The sequence below is a fragment of the Acinetobacter sp. YH12076 genome, assembly GCF_013419525.1.
Classification (GTDB): domain Bacteria; phylum Pseudomonadota; class Gammaproteobacteria; order Pseudomonadales; family Moraxellaceae; genus Acinetobacter; species Acinetobacter amyesii.
Genome location: NZ_VOZY01000010.1, coordinates 18,634 through 35,861, shown reverse-complemented (window position 1 = coordinate 35,861; position 17,228 = coordinate 18,634). Strand labels below are relative to the sequence as shown.

Annotated in this window: 14 protein-coding genes and 1 pseudogene; 14 read left to right on the top strand and 1 reads right to left on the bottom strand. The window is 39.4% G+C overall.

Annotated elements, in window-relative coordinates; translation table 11 throughout:
* The first annotated feature begins 35 nt into the window (after window positions 1-35).
* The 9 genes from FTU22_RS11130 to FTU22_RS11090 all read left to right on the top strand — a co-directional run bounded on the left by FTU22_RS11130 (window position 36) and on the right by FTU22_RS11090 (window position 8,716).
* On the top strand, window positions 36-914 hold the full coding sequence (locus tag FTU22_RS11130) for a bile acid:sodium symporter family protein (protein WP_180094476.1): 879 nt from the start codon (window positions 36-38) through the stop codon (window positions 912-914).
* Between the two features lie 74 nt (window positions 915-988).
* Window positions 989-1,876 carry a bile acid:sodium symporter family protein gene (locus tag FTU22_RS11125; protein WP_180034778.1) on the top strand — a complete coding sequence of 296 codons (888 nt, stop codon included), beginning with the start codon at window positions 989-991 and terminating at the stop codon, window positions 1,874-1,876.
* A gap of 126 nt (window positions 1,877-2,002) precedes the next feature.
* Entirely contained in the window at window positions 2,003-2,905 is a 903-nt protein-coding gene (gene prmA / locus FTU22_RS11120) for a 50S ribosomal protein L11 methyltransferase (protein WP_078188734.1), read from the top strand.
* 18 nt (window positions 2,906-2,923) lie between these two features.
* Window positions 2,924-3,808, top strand: a complete 885-nt coding sequence (locus FTU22_RS11115) for a DUF3426 domain-containing protein (RefSeq protein WP_180094474.1) — start codon at window positions 2,924-2,926, stop codon at window positions 3,806-3,808.
* 392 nt (window positions 3,809-4,200) lie between these two features.
* Window positions 4,201-4,470, top strand: a complete 270-nt coding sequence (gene fis / locus FTU22_RS11110; protein WP_001086304.1) for a DNA-binding transcriptional regulator Fis — start codon at window positions 4,201-4,203, stop codon at window positions 4,468-4,470.
* Window positions 4,471-4,565: 95 nt separating this feature from the next.
* Window positions 4,566-6,140: a bifunctional phosphoribosylaminoimidazolecarboxamide formyltransferase/IMP cyclohydrolase gene (purH, locus tag FTU22_RS11105; RefSeq protein WP_168377619.1), complete on the top strand. Its 1,575-nt coding sequence runs from the start codon at window positions 4,566-4,568 to the stop codon at window positions 6,138-6,140.
* Window positions 6,141-6,270: 130 nt separating this feature from the next.
* On the top strand, window positions 6,271-7,554 hold the full coding sequence (purD, locus tag FTU22_RS11100) for a phosphoribosylamine--glycine ligase (RefSeq protein WP_180034776.1): 1,284 nt from the start codon (window positions 6,271-6,273) through the stop codon (window positions 7,552-7,554).
* Window positions 7,555-7,637: 83 nt separating this feature from the next.
* Complete coding sequence (locus FTU22_RS11095; RefSeq protein WP_180094472.1) at window positions 7,638-8,141, top strand: hypothetical protein; 504 nt, start codon at window positions 7,638-7,640, stop codon at window positions 8,139-8,141.
* A 17-nt stretch (window positions 8,142-8,158) separates the two neighbouring features.
* Window positions 8,159-8,716 (top strand): GNAT family N-acetyltransferase, encoded by a 558-nt coding sequence (locus FTU22_RS11090; protein ID WP_180094463.1) that lies wholly within the window; start codon window positions 8,159-8,161, stop codon window positions 8,714-8,716.
* 242 nt (window positions 8,717-8,958) lie between these two features.
* On the opposite strand, the pseudogene FTU22_RS11085 reads toward FTU22_RS11090, so the two are convergent.
* A pseudogene (locus FTU22_RS11085) lies at window positions 8,959-9,280 on the bottom strand (pyrimidine/purine nucleoside phosphorylase).
* A 656-nt stretch (window positions 9,281-9,936) separates the two neighbouring features.
* On the opposite strand from FTU22_RS11085, the gene FTU22_RS11080 reads away from it, so the two are divergent.
* The 5 genes from FTU22_RS11080 to dnaE all read left to right on the top strand — a co-directional run bounded on the left by FTU22_RS11080 (window position 9,937) and on the right by dnaE (window position 17,179).
* Window positions 9,937-10,809 (top strand): MetQ/NlpA family ABC transporter substrate-binding protein, encoded by an 873-nt coding sequence (locus tag FTU22_RS11080; protein ID WP_180094461.1) that lies wholly within the window; start codon window positions 9,937-9,939, stop codon window positions 10,807-10,809.
* A gap of 74 nt (window positions 10,810-10,883) precedes the next feature.
* Complete coding sequence (locus FTU22_RS11075) at window positions 10,884-11,909, top strand: methionine ABC transporter ATP-binding protein (protein ID WP_180054450.1); 1,026 nt, start codon at window positions 10,884-10,886, stop codon at window positions 11,907-11,909.
* Window positions 11,906-12,601 (top strand): methionine ABC transporter permease, encoded by a 696-nt coding sequence (locus FTU22_RS11070; protein ID WP_078188742.1) that lies wholly within the window; start codon window positions 11,906-11,908, stop codon window positions 12,599-12,601. Before FTU22_RS11075 ends, FTU22_RS11070 begins: the two co-directional genes overlap by 4 nt.
* A 225-nt stretch (window positions 12,602-12,826) precedes the next feature.
* On the top strand, window positions 12,827-13,477 hold the full coding sequence (locus tag FTU22_RS11065; RefSeq protein WP_180094459.1) for a hypothetical protein: 651 nt from the start codon (window positions 12,827-12,829) through the stop codon (window positions 13,475-13,477).
* Between the two features lie 129 nt (window positions 13,478-13,606).
* Window positions 13,607-17,179 (top strand): DNA polymerase III subunit alpha, encoded by a 3,573-nt coding sequence (gene dnaE, locus FTU22_RS11060; RefSeq protein ID WP_180094458.1) that lies wholly within the window; start codon window positions 13,607-13,609, stop codon window positions 17,177-17,179.
* Window positions 17,180-17,228: the final 49 nt, after the last annotated feature.

The following is a 17,228-nucleotide window of genomic DNA, read 5'->3' as shown; positions in this document are numbered from 1 at the left end:
AAAACACTATAAGGATAAAAATATCAGGAAATTCCATGGATTCGGGATTATTTGCATTTTTTCTACCCATTGCTTTAGCCATTATGATGATGGGTTTGGGACTTGAACTTTCAGTCAAAGACTTTTTACGCGTTGGACGCTATCCAAAAGTTATTTTCATCGCTTTATTTACTCAGCTTATTCTACTGACCAGCATTGCGTTTTTCCTGTGTAAGTTGCTTGAGTTACCCCCTTTACTCGCGGTCGGGCTCATGTTGCTTGCGGCTTCACCCGGCGGCCCCACAGCAAACCTATTCAGCTACCTATATAAAGGTGACGTTGCATTAAACATTAGCTTAACGGCCATTAACTCAGTTGTTTCGTGCTTTACACTGCCGTTTATTGTCAACCTATCCATTTTGCATTTTGTTGGTGAAAGTACCAGTATTGGCATGCCTATTGATAAGATCACACATGTATTTCTGATTATTTTGATACCGGTATGTTTCGGTATGTTTATTCGCAACTCCTTTCCGACCATTGCATATCACATCAACAAACCGATGCGAATGTTATCTATTTTCTTATTAATTCTTATCTTTACACTCGCAGTTTTGCGTGAACAATCCAACATTATTACGTATTTTGCCAGCGTCGGCATTGCAACCTGTTTACTCTGTTTCAGTGGACTATTTTTGGGTTACTTAATTCCATTCCTCTCGGATGTGCCTGAAAAGCAGGCTCGTGCGTGTACCTTTGAGATTGGTATTCATAACACCAGTATCGCGCTAACCATCGCACTGAGTGTGCTTGAAAACACCACAGTCGCAATACCTGCCGGTGTTTATTCTATTTTTATGTATTTATTGGCAACCTTATTTGGTTTTATTTTGACACGCCGTGGCAGCCACCTAATTCAACAAGTGAAAACCTAAACTATTTTTCAAACGTAATCACCATAAGGACTTTGGTGAAAAACCATTAAATATGCTCAAGGAGAATAAATACGATGGATTCTGGAATTATTACGGTTCTTTTGCCATTAGCACTGGCCTTTATTATGATCGGGCTTGGGCTAGAACTTACCCCCAAAGATTTCGCACGTGTCACCAAACATCCTAAAGCCGTGTTGATCGCATTATTTTGCCAACTCGTGTTGCTTGTCGGTATCGCCTTTCTACTATGTAAACTGTTAGCATTACCACCACTGCTTGCTGTCGGCTTGATGCTACTCGCAGCCTCACCTGGTGGTAGTACAGCGAACTTATTTAGCTATCTATTTAAAGGTGACTTGGCTTTAAATATTACCCTGACCGCCATCAACTCTGTCATTGCAGCATTAACCCTTCCATTGATCGTGAATTTTTCGATCATGCACTTCATGCAAGAAGGCCAACAAATCAGTCTGCAATTTGGAAAAATCCTCCAAGTTTTCGGCATCATTATCATCCCCGTCTGTATAGGTATGTTACTTCGTCACTATGCACCTAAACTAACTGAGAAACTGCATAAACCACTCCGTATCTTTGCTGTGGTCTTTCTCATCTTAATTATTATCGGTGCTATTTACTCTGAACGACATAATATTGCGGCTTATCTAACCCAAGTTGGCTTAGCAACGGTTCTATTCTGCATCTTTAGCTTATGTATCGGTTATTTTGTTCCGAGACTATTTGGCATCAATAGTGCTCAGGCACGTGCATGTGCATTTGAAATCGGTATTCATAACAGCACGCTAGCCATGACCATCGCCTTAACAGTGATGGCAAGCTCAGCCGTCGCAATGCCTGCGGCGGTTTATTCAATCTTTATGTACATCTTTGCCGCTGTATTTGGCTTCCTGATTACACGTTTTGCACCGCTCTCGACAACTACAACAGAAACAATTAAAAGTTAAGGCGCTAAAAACTTAAAAGGATGCCACTTGCATCCTTTTATTTTTTGTCAATTTTGATAATGGCTAGCTGCAAGTTGCCGAGTTCCGTTACAATAGCTTTTTATAAAACTCATTTAGGTTATGTCCGTGAAGTGGTTACAAATTCATATTACTGTTGAAAAAGCTCAAGTTGATTACACTGAAACGCTGCTCAGTTCTTTAGGTGCAGTCAGTGTCACGCTAGATGATGCAGAAAATCAGGATTTACTTGAACCACTTCCAGGTGAAACACCACTTTGGAATAAAGTGATCGTTACTGGTATCTATGCACAAGAAGATGATGAAGAAATTGATGTTGCTGCATTAGAAACATTTATTAAAGCTCAACTTCCTGAAGCACCAATGCGTAGCGAATTCATTGAAGACCAAGAATGGGAACGCACATGGATGGATGCTTATGAGCCTATTCAAATTGGTGAAAAATACTGGATCGTACCAGAATGGATGGAAGCGCCAGAAGCAGACGCCGTAAACATCAAACTAGACCCAGGTCTGGCATTTGGTACTGGTAACCATGCATCAACATTCTTATGCCTACAATGGTTAGGTAAAGTTGACCTTAAAGATAAAATCGTAATCGACTACGGTTGTGGTTCTGGTATTTTAGGTGTTGCCGCTTTACTTTTGGGTGCAAAAAAAGTTTATGCCACTGATATTGACCCACAAGCGGTTTTAGCAACACAACAAAATGCCGAATTGAATGGTGTACTCGAAAATCTGTATGTAGGCCTACCTGAAGAGTTCAACCAAGAGCTCGCTGGACAAAAAGCCGATGTGTTTGTTGCCAATATTCTTGCAGGCCCTCTAATGGCCTTGGCTGCAGAATTCTCAACTTTAATTAAATCTGAGGGAGAGTTCGCACTTGCAGGTGTAATTGAAGAGCAAGTTTCTGATGTTTCTAGTGTTTATTCTGAATTTTTTGATATATTAGACGTAGAAAAACGTGACGAAACATGGTGCCGAATTTCGGGTAAACGCCAACAGTATTAAAATTTAAAATGTGTACTTATGAGCGACAAATTAACTAACTGCCCAACTTGTTTTACAACATATAAAGTAACTGTTCCGCAGCTTACTGTCGCTCAGGGCATGGTTTGTTGCCCAAAGTGCTCTACATCTTTTAATGCACTGTCTCATTTGGTGGTAGATAAAGCGTTGTCTTTTTCTACCCCTGAGCCAGAAAATGCACCGCAAAAAAATACCAATACTATTATTAATGTCAGCGAATTTAATAATACGCTTACGCCAGTGACTGTTGAAGAAACACCAACCCACCATTTATTAAAACTATTTGATCAAAAAGTCGAAAACTCTAATATCGATCTAAAAACTTATTTAAATAACTTAAATTATTTCAGTACCGAGCCTATCGGCAACCTTCCTGCAGTAAATTGGGCAGAACAGGCTGAAAAGGATAAAAAACGTACCCCACTGAACTATTTTATGTGGTTCTGTATTAATGCCTTCTTATTTGGTGCACTGATATTCCAGTTTTTCTGGTTCAATCCTCAATATTTAAAAAACAGCCCAGTAATGGGTGCTGCATTTACTGCGGTCTGTGATGTATTCAATTGTTCACGTCTAGAGGAACATTACAGTTTAATTAGTACCAAAAAAGTCAAAATTCGTAGCATTGGAAATAATGAAACACGTTTTACTGGTGAAATGATCAATTTTCATGACCGTAGCCTTGCCTTACCCAATATGAAAATTTCACTAAAAGAAAATGGTGCTGAAATAGCAAACTATACGCTTTTACCTGAAGAGTATTTGGACAAAAGTCTGCATGGCATCCAACGGATCCCAAAAAGTAGTCCTTTTAAATTCCAATTTAGCCTACCAATTGCACGCAAAAGCTTCGATAATTATTCAATTGAGTTGATTCGCCCCTAATATTGGAAAAAACTATTAAAAAAGTAAAAAAAACATAAAAAAAATGCAGTTTTCTTGCTCACTTTTTCCTAGACAATGGTATGATACGCGCCACGAAAGCTTTGTGCTGCAAACTCCTCGCTAATTTTTCACAACAAATACAATCCCAACCGTGCGCTTTAATATTTATTGCGTATTGAGTAGATTTTTTGTTTGTTTTTTAGGCTGTAACAATTATTAATCTATTGTTACGCTTATTTTTCGAACAATTTTGCGAGTTGTGTCAAGCTACAAGTAATGTACAAGTTTTAGAACTCCGCATTAGGAACTAAAACGGAGTTCATTCAAGTTTATAGACCACTTTTAACAAATCACTTTACCCAAGTGATATTTGATTTTTCGGATTAATTCGCATGAATAGCAAATCTCCTATTTTTACTGCACAATCTGATGTCGCTCTTCGTATTCACGTAGATCGCGCAGTTCGCCATTACTTTGCACAATTGCAAGGCGAGCAACCATCTCAGGTATACGATATGGTGCTGGCGGAAATGGAGAAGCCTCTTCTATCTGTAGTTCTTGAATATACACGTGGTAATCAAACCCGCGCTGCTGAGATTCTCGGCTTAAACCGTGGTACTTTACGTAAAAAGTTGAAAGCTCACGGTTTAATGAGTGAATAAATGATAAAATGCTTGCGGCTTCCGCAGGCATTTTTTTTAACCTGCATTTTGCTAATTTTGTTTTAATCTGTTCCTTGAAAACTGTGACGAAGATCATGACTATTAAACGCGCTTTAATCTCTGTGTCTGACAAGACTGGAATTGTTGAATTTGCACAAGAACTTGCTGCTCTAGGGGTAGAAATTTTATCTACTGGCGGAACATACAAATTGTTGAAAGACAATAATGTTGCCGTAGTTGAAGTTTCAGAGCACACAGGTTTCCCAGAGATGATGGACGGCCGTGTAAAAACGCTACATCCGAAAATTCATGGTGGTATCTTAGCTCGTCGCGGTCTAGACGAAGCTGTGATGGCTGAACACAACATCGATGCAATCGATCTGGTAGTTGTTAACCTTTATCCGTTTGCTGCAACTGTTGCAAAACCGAACTGCTCACTTGCTGATGCGATTGAAAATATCGACATCGGTGGTCCGACTATGGTTCGTGCTGCTGCGAAAAACCATGCATCTGTAGGTATCGTAGTAAATGCATCTGACTATGGAACTGTTGTTGAAGAGTTAAAAGCTGAAGGCGCATTATCACATGCAACTCGTTTTGACCTTGCGGTTAAAGCATTTGAACATACTGCACAGTATGACGGCATGATTGCATCTTACTTAGGCGCTCGCGTAGGTAAGGAAGAAGGTCAAGCAGATAAATTTGCGCGTACTTTCAATACTCAATTGAACAAAGTTCAAGACTTACGTTACGGTGAAAACCCGCATCAATCTGCTGCTTTCTATGTAGAAGACACAGCGACTGAAGCTTCAGTTTCAACTGCGAAACAACTTCAAGGTAAAGAATTATCTTATAACAACATCGCAGACACTGACGCAGCACTTGAATGTGTAAAATCATTTGCTAAGCCTGCATGTGTCATCGTAAAACACGCAAACCCATGTGGTGTAGCAGTATCTTTAGACGGCATCCAAGCGGCTTATGACCTTGCTTATGCAACTGACCCTGAATCTGCATTCGGTGGCATCATTGCATTCAACCGTGAATTAGACGTTGCAACTGCTCAAGCCATTGTTGACCGTCAATTCGTTGAAGTGATCATTGCTCCTAGCGTTGCTGAAGGCGTGCTTGAAGTGACTGGCGCGAAGAAAAACGTACGTGTACTTGTATGCGGCGAGCTTCCTGCGATCACTGAGCGTAAAGCACAGCTTGACTACAAACGTGTAAATGGCGGTCTATTGGTTCAAGACCAAGACTTAGGCATGATCACTAAAGATGACCTTAAAGTTGTGACTAAACGTGCACCAACTGAACAAGAAATCGATGACATGATCTTTGCTTGGAAAGTTGCGAAATACGTTAAATCAAACGCAATTGTTTATGCTAAAAACCGTCAAACGATTGGTGTGGGCGCAGGTCAAATGAGCCGTGTGAACTCTGCTCGTATTGCTGCAATCAAAGCTGAACATGCTGGTTTAGTTGTTGAAGGTGCGGTAATGGCATCTGATGCATTCTTCCCATTCCGTGATGGTATTGATAACGCTGCGAAAGCAGGTATCAAATGCATTATCCAACCGGGTGGTTCTATGCGTGATGAAGAAACAATTGCTGCTGCTGATGAAGCTGGTATTGCAATGGTCTTCACTGGCATGCGTCACTTCCGTCACTAAGCACAGCGCTTAGAATGTAATGACAAAGTCATACATGTGGTTTAAAACAGATTTCTAATCTTGCATAAAGTCCTCTCCTATTTTTAGGCTGAGGACTTTATGTCATTTTCGATTCATGGAGTATGAACCGATGAATATTTTAGTTTTGGGTAATGGCGGTCGTGAACATGCATTAGCATGGAAAATCGCACAAGATGACAAAGTCGCAAAAGTATTTGTAGCACCGGGTAATGCGGGTTCTGCAACTGAAAATAAATGCGAAAATGTTGCACTAAATATTTTAGACAATGCTGCAATTATCGACTTTGCAAAAAACAATGCCGTTGATTTAATCGTGGTTGGCCCTGAAGCACCACTTGTAAATGGTGTGGTAGATGCTTGCCGTGAAGCAGGTGTAAAAATTTGGGGTCCAACTCAATTTGCAGCGCAGCTTGAAGGCTCTAAAGCATTTGCCAAGCACTTCTTAAAACGCCACAACATTCCAACTGCTTTCTATGACGTATTCACAGAAGTAGACGCAGCGAAAGCATTTGTTGAAAAAAATGGTGCACCAATTGTAATCAAGGCTGATGGTCTTGCTGCAGGTAAAGGCGTAATCGTTGCCATGACCAATCAAGAAGCATTTGATGCGATTGATGACATGCTGGCTGGCAACAAATTTGGCGATGCCGGCTCACGTGTGGTGATCGAAGAATTTCTTGCAGGTGAAGAAGCTTCTTTCATTTGTATGATTGATGGCGACAACATTTTGCCAATGGCAACGTCTCAAGATCACAAGCGTATCTTTGAAGGCGACGAAGGTCCAAATACGGGCGGTATGGGTGCTTACTCTCCTGCGCCTGTTGTGACTGCTGACGTATTTGAAAAAACCATGAATGAAGTGATGCGTCCTACCGTTGAAGGTATGAAAAAAGACGGTCATGTTTATACAGGTTTCTTATACGCAGGTTTGATGATTGATGAACAAGGTCAGCCTAAAGTGATCGAGTTCAACTGTCGTTTTGGTGACCCTGAAACTCAGCCAATTATGATGCGTTTAAAATCATCTTTAGTTGACCTAGTTGAAGCAGGTATTGCGGGTAACTTACCTGCAGAAGCTGAATGGGATGAGCGTAAGACTGTAGGTATCGTACTTGCATCTAAGGGCTACCCTGAAACTTCTAGCAATGGTGATGTGATTTCTGGTTTAGACACTGAAATGGCTGATGCGAAAGTGTTCCATGCTGGTACTAAAGCACTTGAAAATGGTGATATTGTGACTGCTGGTGGTCGTGTTCTTTGTGTGACTGCGCTAGGCAACACAATTGGTGAAGCGCAAGCAAAAGCGCTCAAGCTTTGCCAAAAAGTGACTTTTGATGGTGTTCAATACCGTAAAGATATTGGTTACCGTGCAATTGCGCGTGAAAATGCTTAATTTAAATTAAGTTCCAAAAACCCACTTAGGTGGGTTTTTTTATGCCAAAATAAAATCAATTGTTATTATTTAAATAAAAAAATATGAATGATGAGGAAAAATTTCGTCTAAAACTCAAATTGATTGTGGAACTTTGTACAGCAAAAGACATTCAAGATTGGACTGAAGCTACGATCTCAAAAGACATCCATAATGAGTTTGCACTTAATTTCTGCTTTATGGAATCAACAGATAAAATTGAGAAATATTTTATTGAACTTAATCCCCAATTATTAAATATCAATACAGAAAATATCGCTTTTTCCATTTTAGAAGAATATATCCAAAAGAAGTTGCCTATAACTTTTGATCATCAATACGAATACCATCTACACAATTTAATTTTTCTTTCAGAATATCTCCATGAAGTAGGTAATTACATACAAGAAGGCTCTTTATACTCCCATATCATTATTTATGATGATTTAATCCGATGTAAAACCAATGACGAGTCAATTCAGCGCATATATTTAGAACTTTGTACCTTCCTCAACAGGTGGGTTATTTCAGCGTCAAATATTATCCAGCAAAATGATATAAGCAATTAATACTGAAACATTATTTTATGACACAGACTATTAAAACCCCTCGCCTTATCCTCCGCCAATGGCAAGACTCCGACACTGCTCCATTCATCCACATGTGTGCAGATGATGAGGTCATGCGTTATTTCCTCAAAAAGCTCAATGCTGAGGAAGCCACTGCATTTCTGCAACGCTTAAAAGATGCTATCGAAACACGTGGTTGGGGCTTATACGCTGTAGAGCTAAAAGCCACAGGTGAATTTATTGGCTTTATCGGTTTACACATACACCCGTCCGAATTTGAAATAGCCGATGCCCCTGAAATTGGTTGGCGCTTACTGCCGCAATATTGGCATCAAGGTTATGCCACCGAAGGTGCAAAAGCTGTACTTAAACATGCTTTTCGAAACTTAAGATTAGATAAAGTTATTTCCTTTACAGCAAGTTTGAACACACCATCAGAACATGTCATGCAACGCATTGGTATGCAAAAAGTCCGTGAATTTAATCATCCGCATGTACCAGCGGATCATCCATTAAACCGTCATGTACTCTATGAAATTCAGCGCAGTGATTATTTGCACATTCCATTTTGCTAATTCAATAATTATTCACGGCAAAACTAAAGTACATTAACTCTGCCAAACAGTGGCTATAGATGATGTTAAAAAGCTTATTTTTAGTTACTGCAGCATTTCGCATAAGAAAGCTAAATCATTCATTGAATCATATACCCCCCGCTAAGTGCGGGGTTCAGCTCTAAAAAATCATTTGCTATGACCTAGGAACTAAAAATCATAAGGTGTAAAGCTAAAGCAACTGCAAACTTGTCTAAGCATGCTTAATCAAAATGGCATACATAGTCGACAACATCGGTACATTGCACTTTAAAAATAGAATCTTGTGGAACAATAAAGCTTTCGCCAGACGTATATTGAACAAACTCGCCCTGCTCTCCAATTTGCACAACACACTGCCCCGATGTGATTTCAACACGTTCTTTCACATGCGCCTTAAACGTCATGGGTTGCTCTGATGGCAAAAATACACCGAAGGTTTTTTGACTACCATCTTCCATTTTTAAAACATGGCTCACCGATCTACCGCCATAATGAACCGTAGGCTTTTTTTACAATTGAGACGAAATCAAACTGATTTAACATAGCGTGCCTCACATAGCAATTTATTATGATCAATTATTAAGCAGTTTATATTAAATAATATAGTGGATTCAATCTTCATCAGATTTAGATCTAAAATTTTGAAAAACCATGAATCAAAGTTGAACTTCAAATATATCAATAAAGATTTCAACTCAGCTTAGATTGAAGCACTTCGTTATTTTCACATATGAATGTTACAAATTTTGTGTATGACAGGACTTATTTCATTTTTATCATTTTTTCAGCAATACATTTTAAAATTTGTTATATAGACCTAAACTTATACAAATGACGTACTTAAATAGTTTAATTATAAATAATATATTGTTTTTACTTATTAAATTATTTAATTAAACATATTCCATATACATTTTTGGTGCTAAGCATAACTTTTTAAATCACTATATTGAATAATAAAAAATTGATATGATGCCTAGCGAAATATAGAGATTTGCTTTATTAAATCTTTTGTTTACAGCAGCTTGCAATGGCTATCTTTTCCCATTTGGAAATAGACTCAGATTTAATTGTATAAGTCTGTGTAGCATTTTAAATTATTAAGCATCTATCAGCCTGTCTGATAAAAGACTTAAGTAAATCTCTCCATAATATGATTTGTGAATTTATTAATTTTATAAATTTACTCGGGTGAATATATGAAAAAGCTCCTAGGATTAGTTCTCGGTTTATCTGTGGGCCTTTCAGGCTGTGGTAAACAAGAAGCTCCTGCAACTGACGCCGCACAACAAAAAGACACTGCAGAAGTGCAAACTGTTACCATGGCTTCGACTGGTTCAGATGCTGATATTTGGCGCTATATTGCTACGCTTCCTGAAACCAAAGAAGCTGGCATTAAACTAGAAGTGAAAAACTTTACTGACTATGTGTCTATGAACACTGCTGTAGCGAACAAAGAAATTGATGTTAATGCATTCCAGTCATATGCCTATATGGTTGCGTTTAATGACAACAATAAAGATAAAATCGCACCGCTTTCGACAACTTATTTAGAACCAATGGGTATCTATTCAAGCAAAGTCAAAAAACTTGAAGAGTTCAAAACTGGTGCAACAATTGCGATTCCAAATGATGGCGCAAACGAATCACGTGCATTGTTGCTACTTCAATCTGCAGGCTTAATCAAACTTAAAGCTGATTTTGACGATGTAAAAGGTACACCTGCTGACGTCACTGAAAATGCGAAAAAAATCGTAATCAAACCAATTCAAATGGCGACTGCTGTTCGTGTTAAAGACGAAGTTGATGCGATTGTTTTGGGTAATACCCTTGCGATGGAAGGTGGTTTAAACGTACTGAAAGATGCGGTTTACTATGAGCCAATCGACCAAAGTACAAAAATGAACGTGAACATTCTTGCTGTTGCTGTTGACCGTCAAAATGACCCAGTTCTACAAAAAGTCGGCGCGCTTTACCACACTCCAGCAGTTAAAGCTTACATCGATGAACATTTTGATGGTACTAAAATTGATGTAAACAAACCAACTAGCTACCTCACTGAAGCAAAATAGTAATATAATTTCTTCAAATAAACAGGCAAAGTTTACTTTGCCTGTTTTTTCATTTCTGAACCTTTTTTGACGCTATGATCCAATTTAAAAATATCTCCAAGCATTTTGAGCTAAAAGGCCAAACCGTTACAGCACTGGATCAGATTAATCTGGACATTCCAGATGGCTGTATTTTCGGTCTAATTGGCTACAGTGGTGCAGGCAAAAGTACCTTAATCCGTTTAATTAATTTGCTAGAACGTCCTAGTGAAGGGCAAATTATTATTCATGATAAAGACTTTACTGCTTTAAATTCGGCAGAGCTACGTCAAGAAAGAACCAATATTGGCATGATCTTCCAGCACTTCAATTTACTGCAAACCAAAACTGTTGCAGAAAATATTGAAATGCCGCTTAAACTTTTAGGTGTTTCTAAAGCTGAACGCCAAAAACGTTTAGAAGAGTTGCTCGAATTTATTGACTTAAAACATAAGAAATATGCCTATCCAGATGAACTCTCTGGTGGTCAAAAACAACGTGTCGGGATTGCCCGTGCGCTTGCCAATCATCCTAAAATTTTACTGTGTGATGAAGCAACATCTGCTCTCGATCCGCAAACCACTAAGTCGGTATTGGCGTTATTAAAGAAAATCAATCAAGAACAAGGCATTACTATTGTGATGGTCACCCATGAAATGGATGTGATTGAATCTGTTTGTGATTATGTTGCGGTGATGGAACAAGGGAAAATCATCGAACACGGCTCAACCTTAGAGATTTTTAGTCAGCCAAAACACAATACAACCAAAAACTTTATTCAAACTGTATTGCAGCAACAGCTTCCTGTTACTATTTTAAATAATCTAGAAAATCAAAACCATAACAGTATTTATTGTTTAAAATTTCTGGGCAGTTCGGCACAGGAAACCGTCATTCAAGCGGTAATTAAACAGTTTGATATTAGCCTGAATATTTTGTTTGCCAATATGACTGAAATTAATGGTGCGGTGATTGGACAAATGTTCGTTCAGCTATTAGGTGATGCAGCATTGATTCAACAAGCGGTGGCGTTCTTAGAACAACATGGCGTTGAAGTCACTCAAGCAGGAGTTCAGCAATGAGAGATTTAATTGTTCAATGGCTGACTCAAATTACAGCACCCTTTTGGAAAAGTTCTTTGTCTATGGATCAGTTCGTCACTGCCCTACAAGAAACTTTTCACATGGTGTTCTTTGCCATGCTCTTTGGCTGTATTTGGGGTTTTATCCAGGCCGTGATTTTATATGTCTCACGTCCACAAGGCATTTTGCCTAACCGTGTCATCTACCATGGTTTGAACCCGATTGTGAATGCGCTGCGTTCATTGCCATTTATTATCCTCTTGATTGCGGTCATCCCTTTGACCAAAGTCATTGTGGGTACTTCAATTGGTACTTGGGCTGCAATTGTTCCGCTCACTATCTATGTTGGTCCTTACATTGGTCGTCTGATTGAAACATCGTTGCTTGAAGTGAATGACGGCATCATTGAGTCTGCTCAAGCGATGGGTGCATCTCCGCTGCAAATCATTACTAAATTTGTCCTACCAGAGTCTCGTAGCTCTTTAATTTTAAACTTAACGACTGCAACCATTAGCTTAATTGGTGCAACAGCCATGGCGGGTGCAGTAGGTGCAGGCGGTATCGGTGATCTTGCCATTTCTTATGGTTATCAACGTTTTGATAGTAGCGTGGTCATCATGACCGTCATTGTATTGTTGATTTTGGTACAAATTGTTCAAAGTCTGGGAGACTGGTTATCAAAACTGCGCTAAGCCGGCATAATTCATATATTTAAGCTCTCCTCGGAGGGCTTTTTAGTTTCTTAGATTCTAAAATTTAGTTTTTAATGCCGTAATTAAACCAAAATTTTTTTAGTTTTAAATTATTTTGACGGCAAATTAGCAACACCATAAAATTTAAAATATAACCTTCAATATTACGTTTACAAAAACTTGAATGAGTACAAAATATCAAAAGAATAGAATTTTATATTCCCCATGCAAACTACACTGACAGCAAAAATTTTCCGCTTAAATTTTTTCACGACGGGGATATTCATCACTTCAGCAGCATCTACATCCATTGCTGATTATGACTATGTAACTAGTATTAAGGTAAATGATGTTGACTTAGCCTCACCCTTGCCTGCATCAAAAGTAAATGCATTAATCAGCAAAAATCCAGTGAGACCAAAATATGAATATTCAGAATGTACCGGTAATACTGAATTTCATGTCACATCAAAAGGTAAATTTCTAAAATTTGAAATTTATGCTGAGGACAATCCTCAAGTTAAGAATGATTCATTCTATAAAAATAAAAGCAGCTTCGCCCAACTTGGACAAACCAAAGGGGATGTTTGGATGGAATGGGATAAATCCACTCAAATACGCGTTAAAATTCAAATTGGGTCAAAACATCTGATAAGCCAATATAACTTTCAACAATTTGTAAAAGACTTTCCCAAAAGTGCAAAATTGGCCAATCCAAATGAAGTTGCTTATGTGATTTTACTCTCACCGACTCATGCCAAATCCGTGCTGAAAGAGCCGCAAAATTATGATTTACCCTATATTGGCAATCTAGCATTCAACTTTAAAAATGGCAAATTAACTGCCTTTTCAGTTAATCAAGGTATTGCTTGCTAAATGGTGATTGTCATACAGCGTTTATTGATTAAACAGTGAATTTATAAATCTGTATAAAGCCATGCAATAAACGCAAGTTTGATCTCAGAGCATGCTAAAATCAGCAGCTGTTTTCGCAGGGACTCATCTATGCACTTTGTACATCTTGGTATTTTTACAGAATTTTCCATTACTGAATCTATTGTACGTATACCTGATCTTGTTAAAGCTGCAGCTGCAGATGAAATGCCCGCTCTGGCCATTACTGACCTTTCAAATCTACATGCTGCTGTAAAATTCTATAAAAAGTGCTTAGATAAAGGCATTAAACCCATATTTGGTTCAACCATTCGTTTGAATGATGCTGAACACAAAGCTACTCTTCTAGCGATGACCAATAAAGGTTGGCGCAGTCTAACAGAGTTGGTTTCTGAAGGTTATATTTCAGGTCAACAGCTTGATATTCCTTGCGTAAAAAAAGATTGGATTTTAAATCAACACCAAGACTTGATTGTTTTACTGGGTATGCAAAGTGATGTCGGCAAAATGCTTTGCTCTTCTAACCCGCAAAAAGCTGAACCCCTGTTAGCTGAATGGGTCGAAAAATTTGGCAATCGTGTTTATCTAGCGATTACACGAACTGAGCGCTCGGGTGAAGAAGACTTTATTCACGAAGCAGTAAAACTTGCGAAGAAATTTAACATTGGTGTAGTTGCTCATAACGATGTGCATTTTATACGTAAAGAAGATTTCGAGGCACATGAAGCACGCGTTTGTATTGCCGATGGCTATGTCCTCGGTGACAATCGTCGCCCTAAAAATTACAGTCCTGAACAGTATTTTAAAACTGCCGAGGAAATGACGGAGCTGTTTACAGACATTCCAACGGCTATAGAAAATACCTATCACATTGCGCGACGCTGTAATGTGTCATTACGTTTAGGCTTCCATGACCTTCCCGATTATCCAATTCCTGAAGGTCATACAATTGACACCTATTTTGAACATTTATCAAAAGAAGGTTTAGAAGAACGTTTAGCGCATTTGTACCCTGTCGAACAACGTGGTGACGACTGGCCAGAAATTCGTAAGCCTTATGATGAACGTTTGGCTTATGAAGTTGGGATCATCCTGACCATGCAATTCCCAGGTTATTTCCTAATTGTCATGGACTTTATTCAATGGTCTAAAGGTAATGGCGTCCCTGTTGGTCCAGGCCGTGGTTCGGGTGCAGGTTCCTTAGTTGCCTATAGTTTAAAAATTACTGACCTTGACCCACTACGTTATGACCTACTGTTCGAGCGTTTCTTAAACCCTGAACGTGTATCAATGCCCGACTTTGACGTCGATTTCTGTATTGCAGGTCGTGACCGTGTTATTGACTATGTTGCACGCACTTATGGTCGAGATGCGGTCTCTCAGATTGCAACTTTCGGTACCATGGCGGCAAAAGGTGCAATTCGTGACGTAGCCCGTGTCTTGGGTAAATCTTATGGTTTGGCTGACCGTATTTCTAAAATGATTCCGACCAAGCCTTTAGGTTTAAGTTTGGAAGAATCCATTGAGGCCGAACCACAGCTAAAAGATATTGTCACCAACCCATCAAATCCTGATTACGACGATGCAGCCGAAATTTGGGAAATGGCACTCAAACTTGAAGGCATTACCCGTAATACAGGTAAACACGCCGGTGGTGTGGTAATTGCACCAACCAAGTTAACCGACTATTCCGCTGTACTGTGTGATGCAGATGGAACTAACCGTGTAGCCCAATTCGATAAAGACGATGTGGAAGCTGCAGGTCTAGTTAAATTCGACTTCTTGGGCTTACGTAACTTAACTGTAATTGAAGATGCCATTAAGCACATTAATGCCCGTCCAGATATCACTACACCTATCGATATTTCCTTAATTCCTTTGGATGACAAACCTGCCTATGCTGTGTTCGCAGATGCAAATACCACAGCAGTCTTCCAGTTTGAATCCGTCGGCATGAAAAAAATGCTGAAAGAGGCACGTCCAAGTAAGTTCGAAGAAATTATTGCTTTCGTGTCTTTATATCGTCCAGGCCCGATGGATCTGATTCCTGACTTTATTTACCGTATGCATGGTGGCGAGTTTGAATACTTACATCCATTACTAGAAAGTGTCCTTGAACCGACATACGGCATTATGGTGTATCAGGAACAGGTAATGCAGGCAGCGCAGTTCTGTGCTGGCTATAGCTTGGGTGGCGCGGATTTACTTCGTCGTGCCATGGGTAAAAAGAAAGTCGAAGAAATGATTAAGCACCGTCAGATCTTTACTGAAGGTGCTGCAACCAAAGGTATTGATGCAGATACGGCCAACCATATCTTCGATTATATGGAAAAATTCGCAGGCTATGGTTTTAACAAATCCCATGCCGCAGCCTACGCCCTTGTTGCATATCAAACCGCTTGGTTAAAAGCACATTTCCCTGCTGAATTTATGTCAGCAGTGATGACCTCGGAAATGCAGAATACCGATAACGTGGTGTTCTTGATCGATGACTGTCGTATTAATGGTCTTGAAGTCTTGCCACCTTCGGTCAATATGTCTTTATATAATTTCCATGCCAGCGATCCAAAAACCATCGTCTATGGTTTAGGTGCGATCAAGGGTGTCGGTGAAGCTGCCATGCAGTCTGTGATTGACTCACGTATCCAAGATGGCCCATATAAAGATCTGTTTGACTTCTGTCATCGTATTGACCTAAAAAAAATCAATAAGCGCACGCTTGAAGCATTGATTCGTGGTGGCGCATTGGATTGTTTAGGATTAGAACGCGCTGACTTGATGGCGCAATTGCCAGAAGCTGTACAAGCGGCTGACCAAGCCCGTACAAACCGCGAAACAGGGATGATGGATTTATTTGGTGAAGTTGAAGAAGTTCAGCGTAAACCTTCTAAACCTGTTAAACCGTGGTCTGATGAAGTTCGTCTTAAAGGTGAAAAAGATACTCTTGGGCTTTATCTAACAGGTCATCCGATCGATGTGTATCGATCAGAGCTAAAAGCCTTTATTTCACAGCGCATTAATGAGCTTACGCCTACACGACGTGGTGTCACTACAGTATTTGCAGGCCTAGTCGTCGATATTGCCAACTTCCCGAACCGCATGATGGTGACGCTCGATGATGGTACTGCACGTATAGAAGTGTCTGCGAATCACGAACGTTTTAACCGCTTCAAAGATGTGATTCAAAACGAAAAAGTGGTGGTCATTGAAGGTGAAATTTACGAACGTGAAGGTTTTGATCGGCCAATGGGTCGCTTAACTAAAGCCTTCAGTTTGAATGAAATCCGTCAAAAACGTGCCAATGCCATTCAAATTAAATTAACACCTGAACATTTTAGTAAAACGCTATCACGCGACATCCAAGATATTTTACTGCCTTTTTGCAATGTCGATATGTGTACGCATATCCCTGTGCAGTTATATATTGACTATCCATATGCGACGGCCGACATTCATTTGGGCTTAAACTGGAAAGTTGCCCCACTAGATGAATTACTGTCTAAGCTGCGTGACTACTTCGGCAAAGAATCTTTGCATATCGAATATCATGTCAAATCCAAAGCTGCCAAAGCGGTAAGTTATGAACAAGCCTCTATTCCTGCGCAGGTTCCGCCACCGCCAGATGGGATGAGCATGGATGATGCCATGGATTTATACCAAGCAGAAGCCAATCAATTTTCTTAAAGTTTAAACGCTGTTTGAACTGCTTTTTTAAATAAACATATTGGAAATA

Bases quoted from the DNA above. Each gene is read 5' to 3' on its own strand.
- FTU22_RS11080 (WP_180094461.1), top strand. From the start codon at position 9,937: ATGAAAAAGCTCCTAGGATTAGTTCTCGGTTTATCTGTGGGCCTTTCA.
- FTU22_RS11115 (WP_180094474.1), top strand. From the start codon at position 2,924: ATGAGCGACAAATTAACTAACTGCCCAACTTGTTTTACAACATATAAA.
- purH (WP_168377619.1), top strand. From the start codon at position 4,566: ATGACTATTAAACGCGCTTTAATCTCTGTGTCTGACAAGACTGGAATT.
- FTU22_RS11075 (WP_180054450.1), top strand. From the start codon at position 10,884: ATGATCCAATTTAAAAATATCTCCAAGCATTTTGAGCTAAAAGGCCAA.
- FTU22_RS11125 (WP_180034778.1), top strand. From the start codon at position 989: ATGGATTCTGGAATTATTACGGTTCTTTTGCCATTAGCACTGGCCTTT.
- FTU22_RS11090 (WP_180094463.1), top strand. From the start codon at position 8,159: ATGACACAGACTATTAAAACCCCTCGCCTTATCCTCCGCCAATGGCAA.
- FTU22_RS11070 (WP_078188742.1), top strand. From the start codon at position 11,906: ATGAGAGATTTAATTGTTCAATGGCTGACTCAAATTACAGCACCCTTT.
- FTU22_RS11065 (WP_180094459.1), top strand. From the start codon at position 12,827: ATGCAAACTACACTGACAGCAAAAATTTTCCGCTTAAATTTTTTCACG.
- FTU22_RS11095 (WP_180094472.1), top strand. From the start codon at position 7,638: ATGAATGATGAGGAAAAATTTCGTCTAAAACTCAAATTGATTGTGGAA.
- fis (WP_001086304.1), top strand. From the start codon at position 4,201: ATGAATAGCAAATCTCCTATTTTTACTGCACAATCTGATGTCGCTCTT.
- purD (WP_180034776.1), top strand. From the start codon at position 6,271: ATGAATATTTTAGTTTTGGGTAATGGCGGTCGTGAACATGCATTAGCA.
- dnaE (WP_180094458.1), top strand. From the start codon at position 13,607: ATGCACTTTGTACATCTTGGTATTTTTACAGAATTTTCCATTACTGAA.
- FTU22_RS11130 (WP_180094476.1), top strand. From the start codon at position 36: ATGGATTCGGGATTATTTGCATTTTTTCTACCCATTGCTTTAGCCATT.